Raw genomic sequence first — 19,951 nt, 5'->3', positions numbered from 1 at the left:
GCCTAGCGGTCGCCGATCGGCACGTAGTCGAGCGTGCGGCCGCCGGTGTAGATCTGCCGCGGGCGGGCGATCTTCTGCTCCTTGTCCTGCGTCATCTCCAGCCACTGGGCGATCCAGCCGCTGGTCCGCGGGATGGCGAACAGCACGGGGAACATGTCGACCGGCATCCCGAGCGCCTCGTAGATGAGGCCCGAGTAGAAGTCGACGTTCGGGTAGAGCTTGCGGGAGACGAAGTACTCGTCCTCCAGCGCGATCTTCTCGAGCTCGACCGCGATGTCCAGGAGCGGGCTCGTGCCCGTGACCTCGAACACGTCCTCGCACGCCTTCTTGATGATCTTGGCGCGCGGGTCGTAGTTCTTGTAGACGCGGTGGCCGAAGCCCATCAGGCGCTCGTTGCCGTTCTTGACGCCCTCGACGAACGCCGGGACGTTCTCGAGCGTGCCGATGCGGCGCAGCATCCGCAGCACCGCCTCGTTGGCGCCGCCGTGCAGCGGGCCGTACAGCGCCGCGACGCCGGCCGCGACGGCCGAGTACGGGTCGACCTGCGAGGAGCCGACCGCGCGGACGGCGCTGGTCGAGCAGTTCTGCTCGTGGTCGGCGTGCAGGATGAAGAGGATGTCGAGCGCGCGCTCGATCCGCGGATCGGGCTGGTACTTCAGCTCGGTCATCTTGAACAGCATCCCGAGGAAGTTGCCCGGGTAGTTCAGGTCGTTGTCGGGGTAGACGTACGGCATGCCGCGCGCGTGGCGGTAGGCGAACGCGGCGAGCGTCGGCATCTTCGCGATCAGCCGGACGACGTGGCTGTAGCGGATCTCCGGGTCGTCGATCTTGTTGGCGTCCGGGTAGAACGTCGACAGCGCGCCGGTCGTCGCCAGCAGCATCCCCATCGGGTGCGCGTCGTAGCGGAAGCCCTCGCAGAACTGCTTGAGGTTCTCGTGGACGAACGTGTGCGTCGTGATCTGGTAGGTCCACTCGTCGAGCTGCTTCTGGTTCGGCAGCTCGCCGTGGATGAGCAGGTAGGCGACCTCGAGGTAGGTCGACTTCTCCGCCAGCTGCTCGATCGGGTACCCGCGGTACTCGAGGATGCCCTTGTCGCCGTCGATGTAGGTGATCGACGACCGGCACGACGCGGTGTTCATGAACGCCGGGTCGTAGGTCATCATGCCGAAGTCGTCGTCGTTGACCTTGATCTGCCGAAGGTCGATCGCGCGGACCGTGTCGTCGGTGATCTCGATCTCGTACGTCTTGCCGGTCCGGTTGTCCGTGATGCTCAGCGTGTTCTGGCCGGTGCCTACGCCGGCGCCGTCCTGCTGGGTCTCGGTGCTCACTGACGTGCTCCTTCGGGGTCTCTCTCGGGGTCAGCCGCATACTAGTCGGCGTGGATAGCCTTCCCGCGCGATGGCGGCTCAATCTCCCTCTTCTACGGATCGGCGCGGGGTGATCGACCACGCGGCGCGCGACCGCGGCCTGTCGTGGCGGCAGCGCTGGCGGCGGCGCCGGCGGATCCCGCCGTTCGGCGCGTTCGGCGCCGGGTCGACGATCGGCTGGCCGCGCACGGTCACGCAGCCGGAGTGCGTGTTCATCGGGACCGACGTGCACCTGGGCGACTACACGTGGTTCGCGCTGACGCAGGACCGCTCGGTCCAGGTCACCCAGGGCGATGCGGTGCCCCGGCAGGCGTTCGACCCGCGGCTGACGATCGGGGACCGCACGCGCTTCGGGCGCGACCTCACGATCGCCTGCCTGGGGGAGGTGACGATCGGCGCCGACGTGCTCGGCGGCGACCGGATCCTCATCGGCGACACCTACCACGACTACCGGGACCCGGACACGCCGGTCGCGCAGCAGCCGATGGCCGCGCCGCGGCCCGTGCGGATCGAGGACGGCGCGACGCTCGGCACCGGCGTGATCGTCAACCCGGGCGTGACGATCGGGGCGGGCGCGGTGGTGCGTCCGGGCTCGGTGGTGACGAAGGACGTGCCGCCGGGCGCGCACGTCGGCGGCAGCCCGGCGCGGCCCGTCTGAGGACGCCCGCGCCACGTCGCGCGGGCGCGCGCGGACGTCGCGCATCGGCGGTCGCTCGACGCCGCGCGCGCGAACCCGCGATCATCGGAGCCGTCATGAGCGTCGAGGATCCCCAGACCACCCCGCCCGCCCCCGACGAGCCGGCCGGCGAGACGCCGTCGGCGGACGCGGCCGCCGCGCCGCAGCCGCCCGCCGCCGAGGTGCCGCAGCCGGCCGAGCCGGCGCCGCCCGCGGAGGCGCCGACCCCGGTGGTCCCCGAGACGCCCGTCCCGGCCACGCCCGCGGAGCCCGCGACGCCCGCGGAGCCGGTGCCGAGCGTGCCGGAGCCCGCCCCGGCCGAGGTGCCGACGCCCGACCCCGCCCCGGTGCCGGAGCCCACCCCGGCCCCCGAGCCCGCCCCCGCTCCCGAGCCCACCCCGGCTCCCGAGCCGACCCCGGAGCCGGCGCCCGCGCCCGAGCAGGCCGCCCCGGCGGCGGAGGGCGACGCCCCCGCCGGTGACGCCCCCGCAGCCGGCGAGCAGCGCGGGCAGTCCGTCGCCGAGATCCAGGCGATCTCCTCGTCGGTCGACCCGTCGATCCCGACGCGGCCGATCGCCGTCGCGCGGCCCGGCGAGCAGCCGCGCCTGCGCGGCGCCGGCAAGAAGGCCGCCAAGGCCGCCCGCAAGCCGGGCCAGCCCGGGCAGCCCGGCCAGCCCGGCGGTGGCAAGCGGCCGCGCCCGAAGCGCCCGCCCATGAAGCCGATCGAGGGCCCGCTGCCGTTCGACGACCTGCGCGACGCCGGCCGCACGCTGCTCGAGCAGTTCGGCGGCCGCCGCGCCTGCCGCGACGCGGTCACCGCGCTGCACCAGAAGGAGCGCGACACGTTCGCGAAGATGCTCCGCGAGGCCGAGGACTGGCGCAAGGAGCTGCGCCGTCGCGGCGGCGGTGCGCTCGCGCACCGCGCCCTGGATCGGGCGCTCGCCTATCAGGTGCTCGCCACGGCCGAGAACCTCGACGTCTGCTTCGCGCTCCTCTCCAAGGAGGAGGCCGCGGAGGTCGCCGCCCTGCAGCCCGCGCCTCAGGGGCGCGGCGGTCGCGGCGGTCCGCGCCGCGGCGGGCCCGGCGGCGACCGCGGTGGCCGCGGCGGCGGCCGTCCCGGTGGCGACCGCGGCGGTCGTGGCGACGGCTTCGACCGTCCGCGCCGTCCGCGCCGCGACGACAACGCCGAGCCCGAGACCTACACGTTCGCCGACGAGAAGCCGTCGAACTCCCCGTTCGCCGGCCTGCAGATCGTCGACGCGGCCGCCGCCAAGGAGGCCGAGAAGAAGGAGCGCGAGGAGCGCCGCAAGAAGGAGCGCGAGGAGCGCATCCAGCGGCGCGGCTACTAGCCGGTGCGCGTCGCCCGGCGCTCCGGCGCCGGGCGGCCACGAGCGGCCCCGCCCGTCACCGGGCGGGCCCGGGCGCTACCGCTGCGGCGTCGCCCGCACCGCGGTGTGCGGGATGCCCTTCAGGCGGATGACCACCTTCTCGCGGCCGCCGGCCGTGAGCAGCTCGCGCCAGGTCGCGCGCGACAGGACGGGCGGCTTGGGGTGCGAGGCGCCGATCGGCAGGAAGTAGATGCCGGTCTGCTCGACGATGTCGAACCCGGCCGAGCGCACCATGCGGCGGAACGCGGCCGCGTTGGGCTGCCACCACCACGACTGGTCCAGGCCCTCGAGCCGGGCGCTGGGCGTGCGCGGGCGCAGCAGCGACGGGAGCAGCTCGATCGTGTCCGCGATGATCGCCTCGCCGGAGCAGACGCTGCGCAGGGCGCTGAGCGCGCTGACCGGGTCGCGCAGGTGCAGCAGCAGCGAGCCGAGGAAGACGACGTCGAAGGTGCCGTGGACGGCGGGGTCGAGGTCGTAGACCGAGCAGTCGATCCGCTCGACCTTCGAGTCCAGCGCCTCCTTCGCCAGCCGGAACCCGGCCGCGTCCTTCTTGTACTGCTCGAGGTAGGCGAGCCGGTCGGCGTCCCGGTCCAGGCGCAGGCGCGCCTCCGGCGGCCAGTCCCAGCGCGACGGGTCGTCGAGGTCGATCGCCGTCACCGACGCCGCGCCGCGGCGCTCCATCTCGAACGCCCAGAACCCGTCCCAGGTGCCGACGTCCAGACAGCGCTTGCCGTCCAGGCGGGCGGGGAGGGGGACCTTCGCGACCGTCGGCCGCGTGTCGAAGTGCCCGGCGGTCTCGATCCCACCCGGGAGATCCAGCGTGTGGTACCAGCTGAGGGCGGCGGCCCGCTCGGCGAGCGTCGCCTGGGCCGCTGCCGCGGTGGTGCCGTTGGTGGTGCTCATCGCTTCTCCCATCGATCCTTCATCTTGCGGCCGAACCGCTTTGCGCGGCGGACCGATGGTGCCATCTCCACGCGCGCCTTGAGGCGCGACTGCGCGTCCGGGAGCGCCGCGACCTCCGCCGCGTCGATCGACAGCGTCACCGCGCGCTCGGCGATGTGGTCGACCTCGGGCGCGTCGACGAAGATCCGGCGGTCCGCGGTGTCGACCTCGATCCCGTCGAACAGGTTCTCGCGGTCGAGCTCCAGGACGCGGCGGACCTTGCCGATCTCGACGCCGTCGGACGTGCGGACGACGGTGCCCCGGCGGAGCACCTTGAAGCTGATCGCCGGGCCGTCGTCGCGCCCGGTCACGCGGTGATGATCACGGCCGCCATCGCGGCGACCACGAGCACGACGGCCGTGCCGATCGTGGCGCGGGCGGCGCCGTCGGTGCCCGGGAAGTCGGGACGGGACATGCCGAGACCGGAGAGGAGCACCGCGAAGACGGCGAGGGCGGATCCCAGGACGTAGAAGAGCGTCTTGGACGTCTCCTCTGCTCCCTCGGTGGTGGCGATGGTGAGCAGTGCGTGCATGGGCGGCGAGCCTAACCCACCGAGGACTGCGCGGGGCCGCCTTCGTAGCGGGACTCCGTCGCGTCGACCTGGCCGTGGTAGTGGCTGCCGAGCTCGGGGTGGCCGTACGGGCGCTCGGCGGGCCGGTCGAGCGTCATGAACGACAGCTGCGCGATCGGCTTGCCCGGCCACAGGACGATCGGCACCCGCGTGAGGTTCGTGATCTCGAGCGTCAGCGTGCCCTTCCAGCCCGGATCGACGAACCCGGCGGTCGCGTGCACGATAAGGCCGAGGCGGCCGAGCGAGCTCTTGCCCTCGATCCGGGCGACGAGGTCGGCGGGCAGCTCGACCCACTCCTCGGTGCGGCCGAGGACGAACTCGCCCGGGTGGATGACGAACGACTCGCCCTCCTCGCAGGTGACGAGCTCGGTGAGGTTCGTCGGCGGCTCCGCGAGGTCGATCGCCGCGACCCGGAAGTTGTGGAAGACGCGGAAGGTGTTCCCGAGCTTCAGGTCGACGCTGGCGGGCTGCACCATCGTCGGGTCCCAGGGGTCGATGCGCACGTGGCCCTCGTCCACGAGGCGCCGGATCGTCCCGTCGGAGAGCACGGAGGCGGTCATCGGCTGAAGTGTCGCACCCCGGGCGGACCGGGGCGGCGTCGAAACGTCCGCAGTTTGCGGGGCTCAGCCGCGGCCGCCGACACGGCGCCGCGCGACCGCGGGCGTCCGGGTGCGCGGGGGCGAGGGCAGCGGCGGGTCGCCGTGCGGACCGCGGCGCGGCGGGCGCGGGCGGGAGGAGGGGCCCTCGGGCAGCGGGGGCGTCTTCGTGCCGCCGTCCTCGCCGTCCGCCGGGGCCGGCTCGTCGACGTCCTTGATCGCCCGCCAGACGATCCAGAAGAGCGCGGCGATCGGGAGCTTCAGCACGACCATGAGGAAGAAGAACGTCCAGCCCACGTGTCCGAGGGTACCCGGGTGCCCTCGATCGATGGGGAAACCGGGCGCGCCGGGGGCGGGGCGACGGCGCGCGCCGGTCAGGCGGCGCGCACCGGCACGACCCCGGGCAGCAGCGCCCGCGACCGCGCGCCGCGCGAGGAGCGGGCCAGGCGCGCGCTGCGCGCCTGCAGCCGCGAGCGGCGCAGCTCGTGGGTCGCCTCGGCCTTCGCGTCGGCGGTCGCGGCGGCGAGCGCCTTGGCCTGCCGGTCGCGCTCCTGCGTCGCGGAGGCGGTCGCGGTCGGCGTCGTCCGCGCGCCGGTCGTGGTCGGCGCCGGCGCCGCGGCCCCGGGGGCCCGCCAGCGGTCGGCCGGGATCACGCGCCGCAGCGCGCCGGCGGCGTCGAGCGTGCCGCCCCCGATCGGCAGGACGGTGCGCCGCGCGCCGCCGACGACCGCGTCGCGCAGGGTGCGCCAGTCGGCCGTCGGGGCGACGCTGGCGACGAGCGTCGCGACGCCCGCGACCATCGGCGAGGCCATCGAGGTGCCGGTGCGCCACTCGTAGTCGCCGCCCAGCGCCGTGGAGAGGATGAGGTCGCCGGGGGCGGCGAGGTCGACCGGCGAGCCGAAGCTCGAGATCGACGCGAGCAGTCCCTCGACCGTCGTCGCCGCGACCGACACGACGTTGTCCAGCGGCGAGGCCGCGGGCCAGGAGGGCAGGATCGCCAGGTCGCGGTGCTGGTTGCCGGCCGCCGCGACCACGAGGATCCCGGCGTCCTGCGCGCGCTGCAGCGCGTCGTCGAGCACCGGGCTGCGCTGGTTGCCCGCGAGGCTGAGGTTGATGATGCGCGCGCCCTTGGAGATCGCGTAGTCGACGCCGCGTGCGACCCCGCCGGTGTCGCCGCCCGCACCGCCGTCGAGGACCTTCACGGGCATGATCCGCGCCCGCCACGCGACCCCGGCGGTGCCGATCCCGTTGCCGCCGCGCGCGGCGATGATGCCCGCGACATGTGTCCCGTGCCCGTTGTCGTCCTGCGGGACGCCGTCCCCGCTCACGACGTCGGCGCCGTGGACGTCGTCGACGTAGCCGTTGCCGTCGTCGTCGCGGCCGTTGCCGGGGATCTCGCCGGGGTTCGTCCAGAGGTTGTCGCGCAGATCGGGGTGCGTGAGGTCGATGCCGGTGTCGAGGATCGCCACCACCACGTCGCCGCCGACGGTCTGGTCCCAGGCGCTGTCGATGCCCATCGGCGCGTCGCCGTCGAAGGCCCAGACGTCGGCCAGGCGCGGGTCGTCGGGCCGGACCGCGAGGGCCGGGGTCGCGGCGAGCGCGCAGACGACGAGCGTGACGAGGACGTGCAGGACGGTGCGCAGCGGCGCACCGACGCGGGAGCGGCGGAGCATCGGGTGCCTCCTTGGCGTTCGATGGGCGACCGTCCGTGGTCGCCGTGCTCCGGGGATCGGCGGGGGCGCCGCGGGCCCTCCAGCGTCCCGTCCGTGGGATGGACATGTGACGTAGGACGCAGATCCCCACTTCTTCGGGGTGGTCCGCGACCCCCTGGAACGCGTATCCTTGTCGCGGTTCCAACCGTTCCCCAACTTCTTCGAGCAACGAGGTCAGCAACCAGATGTCCGAGATCGCCAGCGCCACCGCCGTCAGCCGTGGTCGCCGTGCCGACGCCGTGCGCAACGCCAGCGCCATCGTCGACGCCGCCAGCCGCGTCCTCGCGGAGAACCCGTCGGCCTCGGTGCAGGACGTCGCCGTCGCCTGCGGCCTGCACCGCGCGACCGTCCACCGCCACTTCGCCTCGCGCGACGAGCTGATCCACGCCGTCCGCATCCAGGCCTTCCGCGAGACCCAGGTCGAGGTCGAGCGGCTCGCCGCCGACGAGTCGCTCGCCCCGATGGCGGCGCTCGAGAAGATCGCGCTCGCGCTCTTCGACGTCGGCGACCGGTACCGGATCTACCGCTTCACGACGATGCTCGGCCCGGGCATCGACGACGAGCGCGCCGACGTCCACGCCCCGATCGCGGTCGTGATCAAGCGCGCGCAGAAGGCCGGCGAGCTCCGCAAGGACATCACCGGCGCGATGCACGTCGCCGCGTTCGGCGGCCTCGTCTTCGGCATGCTGCCCGAGATCGCGGCCGGCACCGTCGGCCAGAAGAAGGCCGCGCGGATCGTCATGTCGATCATGCGGGGCGTCTAGCCCGACGCCGTCCCGCGGGACACGGCGCCCCCGGGCACCGTGCTCCGCCATCATCCGCGGCGATGCGTGCGCTTCCCGCCCTCCTCGCCCTGCTGACCTGTGCCGCCGTCCCCGCGACGGCGGCTGCGGCCAACCGCGACGTCACCCCCCGGCGACAGCGTCCAGGCGGCCGTCGACGCCTCCGCGCCGGGCGACACCGTGACGCTGCTCCCCGGCCAGCACGCCGGCCCGGTGCTCGTCAGCAAGGACCTCACGCTCACCGGGGCGGGTGCCACCCTCTCCGGTGGCTCCCCGGTGGTGCGGGTGAGCGGCGCCGACGTCACGCTCGACCGCGTCGCGGTCGCGAGCGGCGCCGCCACCGGCGTGCGCGTCGACGGCGGAGCGGTCGCCACGCTGCGCGGCGTGTCGGTCACCGGCAGCTGCGGACCCGCGTGCCCGCCGCCCGCCGATCCGCTGGCGGTCACGGACGCCGGTGTGCGCGTGGTCGGCGCCTCCGCGGCGCTCGTCGGCGTCGCCGTCAGCGGGCACGCCGTGGGCGTCCGCGCGGCCGGAGCCGACCGCCTCGACGTCCTCGACGGCCGTCTCGCCGACAACGGGGCCGGGATCCAGGTGCTCGACGCCGAGGCCGGCGTCGGTCCGGCGGCGACCCAGGCCGTGGTCTCCGGCACCGCGATCACCGGCGGCGGACGCGCGATCGAGGTGCGCGACACCGCGACCGGCGCCCCGCGACCGACCGTGACCCTGCGCGCCGACCGCATCGTCGGCACCGCGGGCACCGCGGTGGTCGCCGACGTGCCGGTCGACGCGCGCGGCGTCTGGTGGGGCTGCAACGGCGGCCCGGGCAGCCCGGGTTGCAGCACGGTCGACCCGTCGGTCGACGCGGCCTCGCCGCTGGTCCTGCGGCTCGCCGCCGGCCCGGGAGCGATCGCCACCGGCGGCGCCCGCGCGGCGCTCACCGCCGACGTCGTCCGCGACGCGGGCGGCACGGCCCTCGGGGCCGCGTTCCCCGACGGCACCCCGATCGCCTTCACGACCGATCTCGGGACGGTCACCCCCTCGTCCGCGGCGACCAGCGCGGGGGCGGCCGCCGCGGCGCTCGTCTCCGGCGAGCAGCCGGGGACCGCGACGGTCACCGCGACGCTCGACGGGCAGGCGGTCGCCGCGCCGGTGACCGTCACCGCGCCGTCCGCCGTCCAGCCCGCCCCGCCGGCCGCGACGCCGACCCCGGCCGCGACCCCGACCCCGGCCGCGACGCCCACGGCCGTCCCGACCGGCGCGGAGCTGCTGGCCGCCGCGCGCAAGGCGATCGGGCGCAAGGTCTTCCGCCTCACCCCGACGCTCACGCCCGGGGTCGGCTACGTCGACCGGGCCGCGCGCAGCGGCGCCGGCACGATCACGGTCCCGAACCGGGACGTCGTCTCGCTGATGGTGCTCGCCTGCCCCGAGGTCGCCTGCGACGCCGGGATCAGCGCGCGCGTGCTGCGGACGGGCCGCACCGGGCGCCGCCTGACCTCCTACGCGCTGCGCCGGGCGACCTTCTCGCTGCAGGCGGGACGCCAGCGCGTCGTCGCGGTCCGCCTGACGAAGGCGCAGCGGCAGGGGATCCGGCGGGCGCGCACCGCGACGATGTCGGTCACCGTCGCGGTCTCCGCGCCCGACGGGCAGCGCAGCAAGCGGACGCTGCGGCTGCGCCTGCGGGTCGCTACTTGACGATGATCCGCCCGACCATGCTGCCCGGCGCGAACGAGCCGTCGGGCTCGGACTGGGCGTGGATCGTGCAGATGTAGGTGTAGGTGCCGGCCTTCGTGATGGCCGCGGTCGTCGCGGTGCCCTTGGTGCGGTTGGACGCGGTCGCGCGCGACCTGCCGTTGACGACGAGCTTGAAGCGCTTGCTGCCGACCGGGGTGACGTTGTGGACGATCCCGTTGTCCGCCCAGCGGAAGCGGACCTTGCCGCCCTTGGAGATGCGCACGGTCTTCGGGGAGAAGGCGACGCCCTGCATGGTCACCGTCTTCGTCGCGGCGGCCGACGCGGTCGGGGTGGGCGGTCCGTCCTGCGCGGACGCGAGGGCGGCCGGGACGAGCGCGGCGGCCGCGGCGCCGGCGATGAGGGCGTGACGTGCGTGACGGGTCATGTCCATCCCTGCGTGCGCGACGGCGCACCGGATCACGGAACGACGGAGGCCGTCGCGCCCAGGGCGCGACGGCCTCGCCGTTCCGTTCCGTTCCGGTACTGCGGTGCTACGACTTGAAGTACGGCGAGAGCGCCGTGGTGGCCTGCGCCAGCGTGACCGTGTCCGGCAGCGACTTCGTGACGCCCTTGCCACCGGTGGCGAAGGAGAAGAAGCCCTGGTGCGAGGCCTCGTTGGCCGCGACCTGCGCCGCGACGAGGGTGGTGGCCGCGTCGAGGGCGCCCGACTTGATCGCGCCGAGGTAGGTCGACACGAACGCGGTCTCGAGCGCGAGCGCGAACTTCAGGACGGCCAGCGGCGAGGCGACGGCCGACTTGGGCACCTGGAACTGCGGGACGGTCGGCTTGGCCGAGCCGAGCGCGTTGCCCAGGAAGTCGCGGTGGTCCTGCTCGTTCTTGAGCGCGGCCTTCAGGTACACGGCGTTGCGGCCCGTGAAGAACTTCTGGCCCTTCTTCACGCCGGTCCGCGAGTTGCTCTTGGCGAACTTCAGGCCGGCGCCCGCGGTGTAGACGAAGACCGCGAGGTTCTCGGCGATGAACGCCGTGTCGAGGATCTCCTTGGCGGTCGGGCCGGACGACTGCGCGTAGGTCGGCGTGGCCGAGGCCAGGACCGAGCCGCCGGCGACGAGGGCGAAGCCGCCACCCGCACGGCGGAGGAACTGCGCGCGGTTGGTGCCGTCCCAGTTGCGGAGATCGAGGTTGGGCGCGTCCTCGACCAGATGGTCGACGGCCTTGAGGTGATCGGTCAACGGACCCTCCGAAGGTCTGATGGTGTGTGGAACCTGCGGAGGGGCGTGCGACGAGGGACCGCCGCCGGTTCAGCGACGATCCCAAGCTGGCGCGAACGAACTCGCGATCGAGGTTTAGCCGCGGAGGGCGACGGGCGTGGCGTCGAACGCCGTCATGCCCTGGAGATCCGCGACGCGCGCCGCGATCTCGTCGCCGGTGAGCCGCTCGACACGCTCGGTCCCGAACTCCTGGACGTTGAACGAGGCGATCGCCGTGCCGTACGCCATCGCGCGCTTGAGCACGTCGTGGGTGATCTCGCCCTCGGTCGCCGCGAGCGAGCCGACGAAGCCGCCGGCGAACGTGTCGCCCGCACCGGTCGGGTCGACGACGTCGGTCATCGGGTAGGCGGGCAGCGCGAACACGCCGTCGGCCGTGTAGAGCGCCGCGCCGTACTTGCCCTGCTTGCCGACGACCGCCTTCAGGCCCCAGCCGAGGATCTCCTGCGCGGCGCCGTAGGTGGTCGGCCTGCCCGTCAGCTGCTCGAGCTCCTCGTCGTTGAGGATCAGGCAGTCGACCGCCCTGATCGTCTTCTCCAGCGACTCGCGCGCGATGTTGATCCACAGGTCCATCGAGTCCAGCGCGGTGAAGCGCGCCTTCGTGCACTGCTGCAGCACGCCGTACTGGAGGTCGGGCTGGATGTTCGCGAGGAACAGGACGTCGGCCTCCTGAGCGGCCGGGGAGAGCTTCGGCTCGAACGTCTCGAAGACGTTGAGGTCGGTCTCCAGCGTCTCGCGCGAGTTGAGGTTGTCCCCGTAGACGCCCTTCCAGAAGAACGTCTTGCCGCCCGCGACGTGCTCGACGTCGTCGGTGTTGATCCCGCGCGTGCGCAGGGTCTTCCACGCGGCGTCGTCGAAGTCGTCGCCGACGGGCCCGACCACGCGGATCTCGTCGAAGAACGACGCCGCGAGGGCGAAGTGGGTCGCGGCGCCGCCCAGCATGCGCTCGCGCTCCCCGAACGGCGTCTTGACGCCGTCGAAGGCGATGGATCCGACCACGGTCACGCTCATAGGCGGGCGAGGCTACCGTTCACGCCCTATGCGCGCCGTCCAGCAGACCGAGTTCGGAGGACCCGAGGTCCTCCACGTCGTCGACCTCCCGATCCCGGAGCCCGGCCCCGACGAGGTGCTCGTCGAGGTCACGACGATCGGCATGAACTTCGCCGACACGCACACGCGCGAGAACTCCTACGTGCAGGAGGCGTCGCTGCCGCTGATCCCCGGGGCGGAGGTCGCGGGCATCCGCCAGGACACCGGTGAGCGGGTCGTCGCGATGACCGGCGGCGCCGGCGGCTACGCGCAGTACGCGGCGGTGCGCAAGGACCGCTGCTACCCGATCCCCGACGGCGTCGACGACGGCACCGCGCTCGCGCTGCTGCTCCAGGGCCTGACCGCCTGGCTGCTGTACGACCAGGGCCACGTGCGCGAGGGCGAGAGCGTCGTCGTCATCTCCGGCGCCGGCGGTGTCGGCTCGCTCGCCGTGCAGCTCGGCCGGCCGCTCGGCGCCGGGCGCGTCATCGCCACCGCCTCCAGCGAGGACAAGCGCCGGCTCTGCCTGGAGCTCGGTGCCGACGCCGCGACCGACACCGACGCGGAGGGCCTGACCGAGCGGATCCTGGAGGCCAACGGCGGCGAGCCGGTCGACGTCGTGTTCGAGATGTCGGGCGGCGCGGTGTTCGACCGGTGCCTCGACGCGCTCGCCCCGTTCGGCCGGATGATCGCCTACGGGATCGCCTCCAAGGACCAGAACGAGGTCCGCACCGGCAAGCTGCTGCGGCGCTCGCTCACGGTCACCGGCTTCTGGTTCGGGCACTGCCACGACAAGCCCGGTCTCGTCGCGCGCGCCCTCGACGACCTGTACGCCCACGCGGCCGCCGGACGGCTGCGCGTCGTGGTCGGCGAGACGTACGCGCTGAGCGACGCGCGGCGCGCCCAGGAGGACCTCGTGGGCCGTCGCACCCAGGGCAAGCTGCTGCTCGACCCGCGACGCTGAGGCCCACCCCGCAGGCGGGAATGCCGCCCGGCCCCTAAGCTGGGAGGCGAGATGACGACCTTCGCCGACCTCGGGCTCAAAGAGGCAACCCTCAAGGCGCTCAAGGACGTCGGCTACGAGAAGCCGTCTCCGATCCAGGAGCAGGCCATCCCCGCGATGCTGCAGGGCCGGGACGTGATCGGCCAGGCGCAGACCGGCTCCGGCAAGACCGCGGCGTTCGGCCTGCCCATCGTCGAGTACATCGACACCGACGTGCAGGAGGTGCAGGCGCTCGTCCTGACGCCCACGCGCGAGCTCTGCATCCAGGTCACGCAGGCGATCCGCGGCTACGGCGCCCCGCACGGCGTCGACGTCGTCGCGGTGTTCGGCGGCGCGCCGATCAAGACCCAGCAGGCGCAGCTGAAGGGCGGCGGCCACGTCGTCGTCGGCACGGTCGGCCGGGTGCTCGACCTCATCAGCCGGCACTCGCTCGTGCTGCACGACTGCCGCTTCGTCGTGCTGGACGAGGCGGACGAGATGCTCGACCTCGGCTTCCTCGACGACGTCGCGAAGATCCTGTCGCTGACCCCGAACAGCCGCCAGACCGCGCTGTTCAGCGCGACGATGGCGCCGCCGATCCGCAAGCTCGCGGACAACTACCTCTACGACCCGGTCCACGTGAAGGTCCAGGCCGCCACGCTGACCGTCGACACCGTCGCGCAGTTCCAGGCGACCGTCGGGCAGAAGGACAAGCCGGCGAAGCTCGTCGAGGTCCTGAAGTCCGAGAAGCCCGACCAGGCGATCGTCTTCGTCCGCACGAAGATCCGCGCCGACCAGCTCTACAAGACGCTCCGCGACAAGGGGCTGAACGTCAAGGCGCTGCACGGCGACATGAGCCAGGGCAGCCGCGACGGCGTCATGCTCGGCTTCAAGGGCGGCCGCGTGCCGATCCTCGTCGCCACCGACGTCGCCGCCCGCGGCCTCGACATCTCGACCGTCACGCACGTCGTCAACTACGACGTGCCGAAGCCCGACGTGTACGTGCACCGCATCGGCCGCACCGGCCGCGCCGGGCGCACCGGCCGGGCGGTCACGTTCGTCGAGCCCAAGCAGGCCGAGGACATGGCGAAGATCGAGGCGCACATCAACCACCAGATCGGCCAGTGGTCGCCCGGGGTCGTGCGCGACGGCGACGAGCCGGAGCCCGAGGTGGTCGACGCCACGCCCGTCGCCGAGGCGGAGGGCGAGGCCCCGGCGGTCGAGGTGGCCGCCGACGAGGCGCCCGCCGCGCCCAAGCGCCGCCGCACGCGCCGCGCGAAGGCCACGAAGGACGAGACGCCCGCGGAGGAGACGCCCGCCGAGGAGCCCGTCGCCGAGGAGGCGCCCGCCGAGGAGCCGGCGGCGGCCGGGGAGCCCGTCGCGGCCGCGGAGGTCGCCGTCGAGGAGGCGCCCGCGGCCGACGAGCCCGCGGCCGACGCGGGAGCCGGAGCCCGAGCCCGCGCCGAAGAAGCGCCCGCGTCGCCACACCAAGCCGAAGCTCACGCCCCACGGCGACGAGCCCCCCGTGACGCTGCTCGCCGCGCTCGGTACCGCCGACGGCGTCGACGTGCCCGCGGTCGTCAAGCACGTCGTGAAGGTCACCGGCCTCGACGGCGAGGTCGTCCAGGACGTGCGCGTCCTGACGCGCTTCACGCTGCTGAAGGTCCCCGGCGCCGAGGTGGAGCGCGTGCTCGCCGAGATCGACGGGACCGAGCTCGCGGGGGCGCCGCTGCGCCTCCAGCGCGCCCGCGGCTGAGCGCCCGCACCGGCCCGGCGGCGCGGGGTGCTCGTTGCCCCGCGGCGCCGCGATGTGCGACCCTGGGTGCGATGCAGCCCGTCCTCGGAGAGCACGAGAACGCCACCGGCACGGCGGCCGACGGCCAGCTCCCGCCCGGGAGCGAGGCGCCGCAGGTCGCGCCCCGCGTGTGCGACACCTGTGGCTCGACGATGGCCGCCGAGCAGGACTGGTGCCTGGAGTGCGGGACCGCCGCCCCGGGCCGTCTCGGCACCCGTCCCGGGCTGCGCGCGATGCTCAGCGTCGCCGGCGCGACGCTGCTGCTCGCGGGCGGCGCGATCACCGCCAGCTACGCGGCGCTGAGCGAGGACGCCAAGATCGACGCGGGCGGCCCGGCCCCCGCCGCGGCCGGCCCGATCGCCCAGGCCGTCCCCGACCTCCCGCCCGCCTCCGTGCCGCCGGCCCCGACCGGCGCCGCGGGCGCGCCCGCCGCCCCGACCGGGGCGTCGGGCCTGCCGACCGTCACGCTGCCCGAGGCGACGAAGCCCGCCCCGTCCACGCCCGTGACCCCGATCGTCCCGTCGACCCCGATCACGCCCGTCACCCCCAGCGGCGGCGGCTCGACGGACACCGACACCGACACGGACACCGGCAGCTCCGGCGGCTCCGACTCCACCGGCGGTGGCAGCGACTCCGGCACGGACACGACGACGGAGGAGGACGACACGAAGGAGACGACGCCGTCCCTCACGGCGATCGAGCTCGGCGCCGACACCGTCTCGATCTACGACCCGTACGGTCGCGTCACCGCCAAGGGCGATCCCGTCGACGCCTACGACAACGACCGCGACACCGCCTTCCGCGTCTCGACCGCCGACCCGGCCAAGCCGATGGGCGTCGGCCTCGTCATCGACCTCGAGAAGGCCACGAAGGTCCGCGCGATCGAGCTGCTCACCGACACGCCCGGATACCGCGTCGAGCTCTACGGCACGAAGAGCAGCGAGATCCCCAAGGACGTCATCGACACCCGCTGGGAGCACTACGCCGACCGCTCGAAGGTCGACGAGAGCACGAAGGACGGCAACGTCGCCGACGACGCCAAGGAGCGCATCTCGCTGCGCGGCGTGCGCGACGCCCGGTACGTGCTCGTCTGGATCACGACCCCGCCGACGAAGTCCCCGACGGTCCGCATCCAGGAGCTGAGCCTGCTCAAGTAGGGTCGGTGGCATGTCTACTGCCACCATGAGCACCACCGAGGGCGAGATCGTCTTCGAGCTCTTCGACGCGGACGCGCCGAAGACCGTCCAGAACTTCAAGGACCTCGCCGGGAAGGGCTTCTACGACGGCCTGATCTTCCATCGGGTGATCAAGGACTTCATGATCCAGGGCGGCTGCCCGCAGGGCACCGGCACCGGTGGCCCGGGCTACACGTTCGAGGACGAGTTCAACGACCACAAGGTCGTCCGCGGTGCGCTCGCGATGGCGAACGCCGGCCCGAACACCAACGGCTCGCAGTTCTTCATCGTCACCATCGGCGCCGCCGAGTGGCTCGACGGCAAGCACACGGTCTTCGGCCAGGTCACGTCCGGGATGGACGTCGTCGACAAGATCGAGGGCACGCAGACCGACGCGCGCGACCGCCCGGTCGAGCCGATGGGCATCCAGACGGTCACGATCACCGACTGACGCCGGACCACCTCCGGCTCCCCGGGTCCGTCCCGGGGCGCCGGACCCCGGACCGCGCGCGGCGTAGCATCGACCCCGATGAACGTCCTGTCGATCCAGTCGCACGTCGCCTACGGGCACGTCGGCAACGCCTCCGCCACCTTCGCCATGCAGCGCCTCGGCGTCGAGGTGTGGCCGGTCCACACGGTCCAGTTCTCCAACCACACCGGCTACGGGGACTGGACCGGCCGGGTCTTCGACGGCCCGTTCGTCGACGAGCTGCTCGACGGCATCACCGCCCGCGGCGTCCTGCCGAGCTGCGACGGCGTCCTGTCGGGCTACATGGGCTCCGCCGACGTGGGCAGCGCGATCCTCGCCGCGGTCGACCGCGTCCGCGCCGCCAACCCGCAGGCGCGCTACTGCTGCGACCCGGTGATCGGGGACGTCGGGCGTGGCGTCTTCGTCCGTCCCGGGATCCCCGAGCTGATGCGCGACCAGGCGGTCCCGCGCGCCGACGTCGTCACCCCCAACCACTTCGAGCTCGACTACCTCTCCGGCATCGAGAGCCGCACGCGGCCGGCGCTCGCCGACGCGCTCGCCGCCGTGCACGCGCTCGGGCCGTCGACGATCCTCGCGACCTCCGTGCACCTCGAGGACACGCCGCCGGACGCGATCGACCTCGTCGTCTCGCAGGACGGCGCCACCTGGCGGGTGCGCACCCCGAAGCTCGACGTCTCGGTCAACGGGGCGGGCGACATGATCGCCGCGCTCTTCTCGGTGCAGCTCGCCCGCACCGGCAGCCCGCAGGAGGCGCTCGCGCACGCCGCGTCGGCCACCTACGGGGTGCTGAAGGCGACCGCGGACGCCGGCTCGCGGGAGATCCTGCTCGTCGCCGCGCAGGACCAGCTCGTCGCGCCCGACCGCGTCTTCGCGGCCGAGCCGCTGACCTGACGTGCCGCTGCTCGGCGCCCCGCGACCGCCGGTCGGCTGCCCGTGCGGCAGCGGCGCTCCGTACGCGGACTGCTGCGGGCCGCTGCACCGCGGCCGCCGCGCCGGCAGCCCGACCGCGCCGACCGCGGAGCGGCTGATGCGCTCCCGCTACAGCGCCTACGTCGTCGAGGACGTCGACTACCTGCTCGCCACCTGGCACCCGTCGACGCGACCGGTCCGGCTCGTCCTCGACGACGGCGACGCCTGGCTGGGGCTCGAGGTCCTCGCCGCCACCGAGGACACCGTCCGGTTCGTCGCCCGCCACCGCGACGGGGCGCTCCACGAGCACAGCACGTTCGTGCGCGAGGACGGGCACTGGTACTACCTCTCCGCGCGCTCCTGACGCGATCTCCCTGGCCGGGTGGCCAGGACGCGGTACGGTGTCCGTGACACGTTGTCGAACACGTTGGAGAGGGAGAGGCTGATGGCGAGCGTCGAGGAGCAGGTCGTCGAGACGAACGGGAGCGCGCCCGAGGGGTCGCAGATCCCGGTCGAGAACCCGGCGACCGGCCAGGTCATCGCGCACGTCCCCGACATGGGGGCGGACGAGGTCAAGGAGATGGCGCGCAAGGCCCGCGCCGTCCAGCCCGCGTGGGAGGCGCTCGGCTTCGAGGGCCGCGGGCGCATCCTCAAGCGGATGCAGAAGTGGGTCCTGGACAACCGCGACGAGATCATCGCGGTCATCCGCTCGGAGACCGGCAAGACCTACGAGGACGCGCAGCTCGCCGAGATCTCCTACGGCGCCGCCGCGTTCGGCTTCTGGGCCGACAACGCCCCGGTCTACCTGGCCGACGAGAAGGTCAAGTCCGCGAACGTCCTCGTGAAGGGCAAGAAGCTCATCACGCGCTACAAGCCGCTCGGCCTCGTCGGCGTGATCGGCCCGTGGAACTACCCGCTGACGAACTCCTTCGGCGACTGCATCCCGGCGCTGGCCGCGGGCAACGCGGTCATCCTCAAGCCGTCCGAGGTCACGCCGCTGACGTCGCTGAAGCTCCTCGAGGGGCTGCGCGAGTGCGGCGTCCCCGAGCACGTCTTCCAGGTCGCCACCGGCCGTGGCGGCACCGGTGCTGCGCTGACCGACGAGGTCGACATGATCATGTTCACCGGCTCGACCGCCACCGGCAAGAAGGTCATGCAGCGCGCGGCCGAGACGCTGACGCCGGTCTCGCTGGAGCTCGGCGGCAAGGACCCGCTGATCGTCCTCGCCGACGCCGACCTCGAGCGGGCCGCCAACAGCGCGATCTACTGGGGCATGTTCAACGGCGGCCAGACCTGCATCTCGGTCGAGCGCGTGTACGTCGAGGAGCCCGTCTACGACGCGTTCGTCGCGAAGGTGACCGAGAAGGCCCGCGCACTGCGCCAGGGCTCCGGGGAGATGGGCACGGCCGACGTCGGCTCGATGACCTTCCCGCCGCAGGTCGACATCGTCGAGCGGCACGTCGAGGACGCGAAGGCCAAGGGCGCGAAGGTGCTCGTCGGCGGCAAGCGCGGCTCCGGTGCCGGCTACTGGTTCGAGCCGACCGTCCTGGTCGACGTCGACCACACGATGGAGTGCATGACCGAGGAGACGTTCGGCCCGACGCTGCCGATCATGAAGGTCTCCGACGCGGAGGAGGCCATCCGCCTGGCCAACGACTCCCCGTACGGCCTCGGCGCCTCGGTCTACGGCAAGGACGTGCACCGCGCGGAGGCCGTCGGTCGCCGCCTCGAGTCCGGTGCCGTCTGCATCAACGACTCACTCGTCAACTACACGGCGCTGGAGCTGCCGATGGGCGGCGCGAAGGCGTCGGGCCTCGGCACCCGGCACGGCGCCGGCGGCATCCGCAAGTACTGCCAGCAGCAGGCGATCGTCGTCACCCGCTTCGCGATGAAGAAGGAGCTGTACATGTACCCGTACAACTCCCGCGTCACGAGGCTCCTGGGCAAGACGTTCAACCTCCTCTACGGGCGCGGCAAGCGCGACTAGGCGTCCGGCGTGGAGGGGGCTTGCGCGCAAGCCCCCTCCCGCTGCGCGGGGTGCGGGCGTGGTGCAGCTGACCGCGCGCGCAAACGGCCGCGCCGTCTCACCGGAGCCTTCGCGCCGCGGGCGCGTCGTCGACGCCGAGTGCGCGTCAGCTCACCAGTCCGATGAGCTGACGTGCAGAGGATCTGCTCGTGGCGCGCGGCAGTCGGCCGGCGCCGGTGGCTAGGGAGGCGCCGAGCTCGTCGACGAGGCGCAACAGGTCGAGCGGGCTGAACGGCTTGGTGAGGAAGAGGTCGGCGCCTGCCGCACGCGAGCCCGCCTCGTACTCGGAGCCTGCGGCGGCGGTCAGCATGACGATCGTCGCGTCGGCGCCCGCCGGACGGCGGCGCAGCTCCGCGCACGTGCTGATGCCGTCGCGTCGCGGCATGTCGATGTCGAGGAACACGATCGACGGGGTGGTGGCGTCCGCGACCTCGAGTGCCTCCTCGCCGTCGGCGGCCTCGTGCAGCTCGAAGCCCGCCACGTCCTCGAGCGTCGTCGCGATGAGCTTGCGGATGAACGGGTCGTCGTCGACGATCAGGACGGTCTTCGGCACG

At 73.4% G+C, this 19,951-nt stretch carries 21 protein-coding genes and 1 pseudogene; 11 read left to right on the top strand and 11 right to left on the bottom strand.

Annotated features, from left to right (window positions below; translation table 11 throughout):
* Positions 1–2: 2 nt before the first annotated feature.
* Positions 3–1,328: a citrate synthase gene (locus GKE82_RS12085; RefSeq protein WP_107567147.1), complete on the bottom strand. Its 1,326-nt coding sequence runs from the start codon at positions 1,326–1,328 to the stop codon at positions 3–5.
* Positions 1,329–1,437: 109 nt separating this feature from the next.
* Here GKE82_RS12085 and GKE82_RS30755 point away from each other — a divergent pair, with 109 nt between their 5' ends.
* Together GKE82_RS30755 and GKE82_RS12075 are read left to right on the top strand one after the other, a co-directional pair.
* Positions 1,438–2,025 carry an acyltransferase gene (locus GKE82_RS30755; RefSeq protein ID WP_309233565.1) on the top strand — a complete coding sequence of 196 codons (588 nt, stop codon included), beginning with the start codon at positions 1,438–1,440 and terminating at the stop codon, positions 2,023–2,025.
* A 95-nt stretch (positions 2,026–2,120) separates the two neighbouring features.
* Positions 2,121–3,392: a hypothetical protein gene (locus tag GKE82_RS12075; protein WP_154733451.1), complete on the top strand. Its 1,272-nt coding sequence runs from the start codon at positions 2,121–2,123 to the stop codon at positions 3,390–3,392.
* A 75-nt stretch (positions 3,393–3,467) separates the two neighbouring features.
* On the opposite strand, the gene GKE82_RS12070 is transcribed toward GKE82_RS12075, so the two are convergent.
* The 6 genes from GKE82_RS12070 to GKE82_RS12045 form a co-directional block, all read right to left on the bottom strand.
* Positions 3,468–4,334: a bifunctional 2-polyprenyl-6-hydroxyphenol methylase/3-demethylubiquinol 3-O-methyltransferase UbiG gene (locus GKE82_RS12070; protein WP_158276605.1), complete on the bottom strand. Its 867-nt coding sequence runs from the start codon at positions 4,332–4,334 to the stop codon at positions 3,468–3,470.
* Positions 4,331–4,684: a hypothetical protein gene (locus GKE82_RS12065; protein ID WP_107567144.1), complete on the bottom strand. Its 354-nt coding sequence runs from the start codon at positions 4,682–4,684 to the stop codon at positions 4,331–4,333. The genes GKE82_RS12070 and GKE82_RS12065 overlap by 4 nt, the downstream gene beginning before the upstream one ends.
* Positions 4,681–4,905 (bottom strand): hypothetical protein, encoded by a 225-nt coding sequence (locus GKE82_RS12060; RefSeq protein ID WP_107567143.1) that lies wholly within the window; start codon positions 4,903–4,905, stop codon positions 4,681–4,683. Before GKE82_RS12060 ends, GKE82_RS12065 begins: the two co-directional genes overlap by 4 nt.
* An 11-nt stretch (positions 4,906–4,916) precedes the next feature.
* A complete protein-coding gene (gene dcd, locus GKE82_RS12055) occupies positions 4,917–5,504 on the bottom strand; it encodes a dCTP deaminase (protein WP_107567142.1) in 588 nt (195 codons plus the stop codon).
* Positions 5,505–5,567: 63 nt separating this feature from the next.
* Positions 5,568–5,837: a hypothetical protein gene (locus tag GKE82_RS12050; RefSeq protein ID WP_107567141.1), complete on the bottom strand. Its 270-nt coding sequence runs from the start codon at positions 5,835–5,837 to the stop codon at positions 5,568–5,570.
* A gap of 77 nt (positions 5,838–5,914) precedes the next feature.
* Positions 5,915–7,213 carry a S8 family peptidase gene (locus GKE82_RS12045; RefSeq protein WP_107567140.1) on the bottom strand — a complete coding sequence of 433 codons (1,299 nt, stop codon included), beginning with the start codon at positions 7,211–7,213 and terminating at the stop codon, positions 5,915–5,917.
* A 224-nt stretch (positions 7,214–7,437) separates the two neighbouring features.
* On the opposite strand from GKE82_RS12045, the gene GKE82_RS12040 reads away from it, so the two are divergent.
* Positions 7,438–8,016 carry a TetR/AcrR family transcriptional regulator gene (locus GKE82_RS12040; RefSeq protein WP_107567139.1) on the top strand — a complete coding sequence of 193 codons (579 nt, stop codon included), beginning with the start codon at positions 7,438–7,440 and terminating at the stop codon, positions 8,014–8,016.
* A gap of 198 nt (positions 8,017–8,214) precedes the next feature.
* Positions 8,215–9,726 carry a hypothetical protein gene (locus GKE82_RS12035; protein WP_154733450.1) on the top strand — a complete coding sequence of 504 codons (1,512 nt, stop codon included), beginning with the start codon at positions 8,215–8,217 and terminating at the stop codon, positions 9,724–9,726.
* Here the strand turns inward: GKE82_RS12035 and GKE82_RS12030 are convergent.
* The 3 genes from GKE82_RS12030 to GKE82_RS12020 all read right to left on the bottom strand — a co-directional run bounded on the left by GKE82_RS12030 (position 9,719) and on the right by GKE82_RS12020 (position 12,002).
* Complete coding sequence (locus GKE82_RS12030; protein ID WP_196189189.1) at positions 9,719–10,150, bottom strand: plastocyanin/azurin family copper-binding protein; 432 nt, start codon at positions 10,148–10,150, stop codon at positions 9,719–9,721. The genes GKE82_RS12035 and GKE82_RS12030 overlap by 8 nt on opposite strands.
* Before the next feature lie 106 nt (positions 10,151–10,256).
* Positions 10,257–10,955, bottom strand: a complete 699-nt coding sequence (locus GKE82_RS12025; RefSeq protein WP_154733448.1) for a ferritin-like domain-containing protein — start codon at positions 10,953–10,955, stop codon at positions 10,257–10,259.
* Positions 10,956–11,069: 114 nt separating this feature from the next.
* Positions 11,070–12,002, bottom strand: coding sequence for a PfkB family carbohydrate kinase (locus GKE82_RS12020; protein WP_154733447.1), 933 nt, complete (start codon positions 12,000–12,002; stop codon positions 11,070–11,072).
* 28 nt (positions 12,003–12,030) lie between these two features.
* Here GKE82_RS12020 and GKE82_RS12015 point away from each other — a divergent pair, with 28 nt between their 5' ends.
* From GKE82_RS12015 to GKE82_RS11985, 7 genes and pseudogenes are all read left to right on the top strand, one after another.
* On the top strand, positions 12,031–12,984 hold the full coding sequence (locus GKE82_RS12015) for a zinc-binding dehydrogenase (protein ID WP_154733446.1): 954 nt from the start codon (positions 12,031–12,033) through the stop codon (positions 12,982–12,984).
* A 51-nt stretch (positions 12,985–13,035) separates the two neighbouring features.
* Positions 13,036–14,025: pseudogene (locus GKE82_RS31420) on the top strand (DEAD/DEAH box helicase); the annotation flags it as partial.
* 502 nt (positions 14,026–14,527) lie between these two features.
* Complete coding sequence (locus GKE82_RS31415) at positions 14,528–14,758, top strand: DbpA RNA binding domain-containing protein (protein ID WP_375337043.1); 231 nt, start codon at positions 14,528–14,530, stop codon at positions 14,756–14,758.
* A gap of 1,221 nt (positions 14,759–15,979) precedes the next feature.
* The gene (locus tag GKE82_RS12000) at positions 15,980–16,423 is read left to right on the top strand and encodes a peptidylprolyl isomerase (protein ID WP_107567131.1); all 444 of its coding nucleotides are present in this window, start codon (positions 15,980–15,982) and stop codon (positions 16,421–16,423) included.
* Between the two features lie 78 nt (positions 16,424–16,501).
* Positions 16,502–17,353, top strand: coding sequence for a pyridoxal kinase PdxY (gene pdxY / locus GKE82_RS11995; RefSeq protein WP_154733445.1), 852 nt, complete (start codon positions 16,502–16,504; stop codon positions 17,351–17,353).
* Between the two features lies 1 nt (position 17,354).
* Entirely contained in the window at positions 17,355–17,735 is a 381-nt protein-coding gene (locus GKE82_RS11990) for a YchJ family metal-binding protein (protein ID WP_309233564.1), read from the top strand.
* Between the two features lie 81 nt (positions 17,736–17,816).
* A complete protein-coding gene (locus tag GKE82_RS11985) occupies positions 17,817–19,358 on the top strand; it encodes an aldehyde dehydrogenase family protein (protein WP_154733444.1) in 1,542 nt (513 codons plus the stop codon).
* Between the two features lie 145 nt (positions 19,359–19,503).
* Here GKE82_RS11985 and GKE82_RS11980 read toward each other — a convergent pair whose 3' ends face one another.
* Positions 19,504–19,950: a response regulator gene (locus GKE82_RS11980; protein WP_154733443.1), complete on the bottom strand. Its 447-nt coding sequence runs from the start codon at positions 19,948–19,950 to the stop codon at positions 19,504–19,506.
* Between the last annotated feature and the right edge of the window lies 1 nt (position 19,951).

It is taken from the genome of Conexibacter sp. W3-3-2 (assembly GCF_009707605.1).
Lineage (GTDB): Bacteria > Actinomycetota > Thermoleophilia > Solirubrobacterales > Solirubrobacteraceae > Paraconexibacter > Paraconexibacter algicola.
The sequence above is the reverse complement of the archived record's forward strand: the minus strand, read 5'-3'. Positions and strand labels throughout refer to the sequence as shown.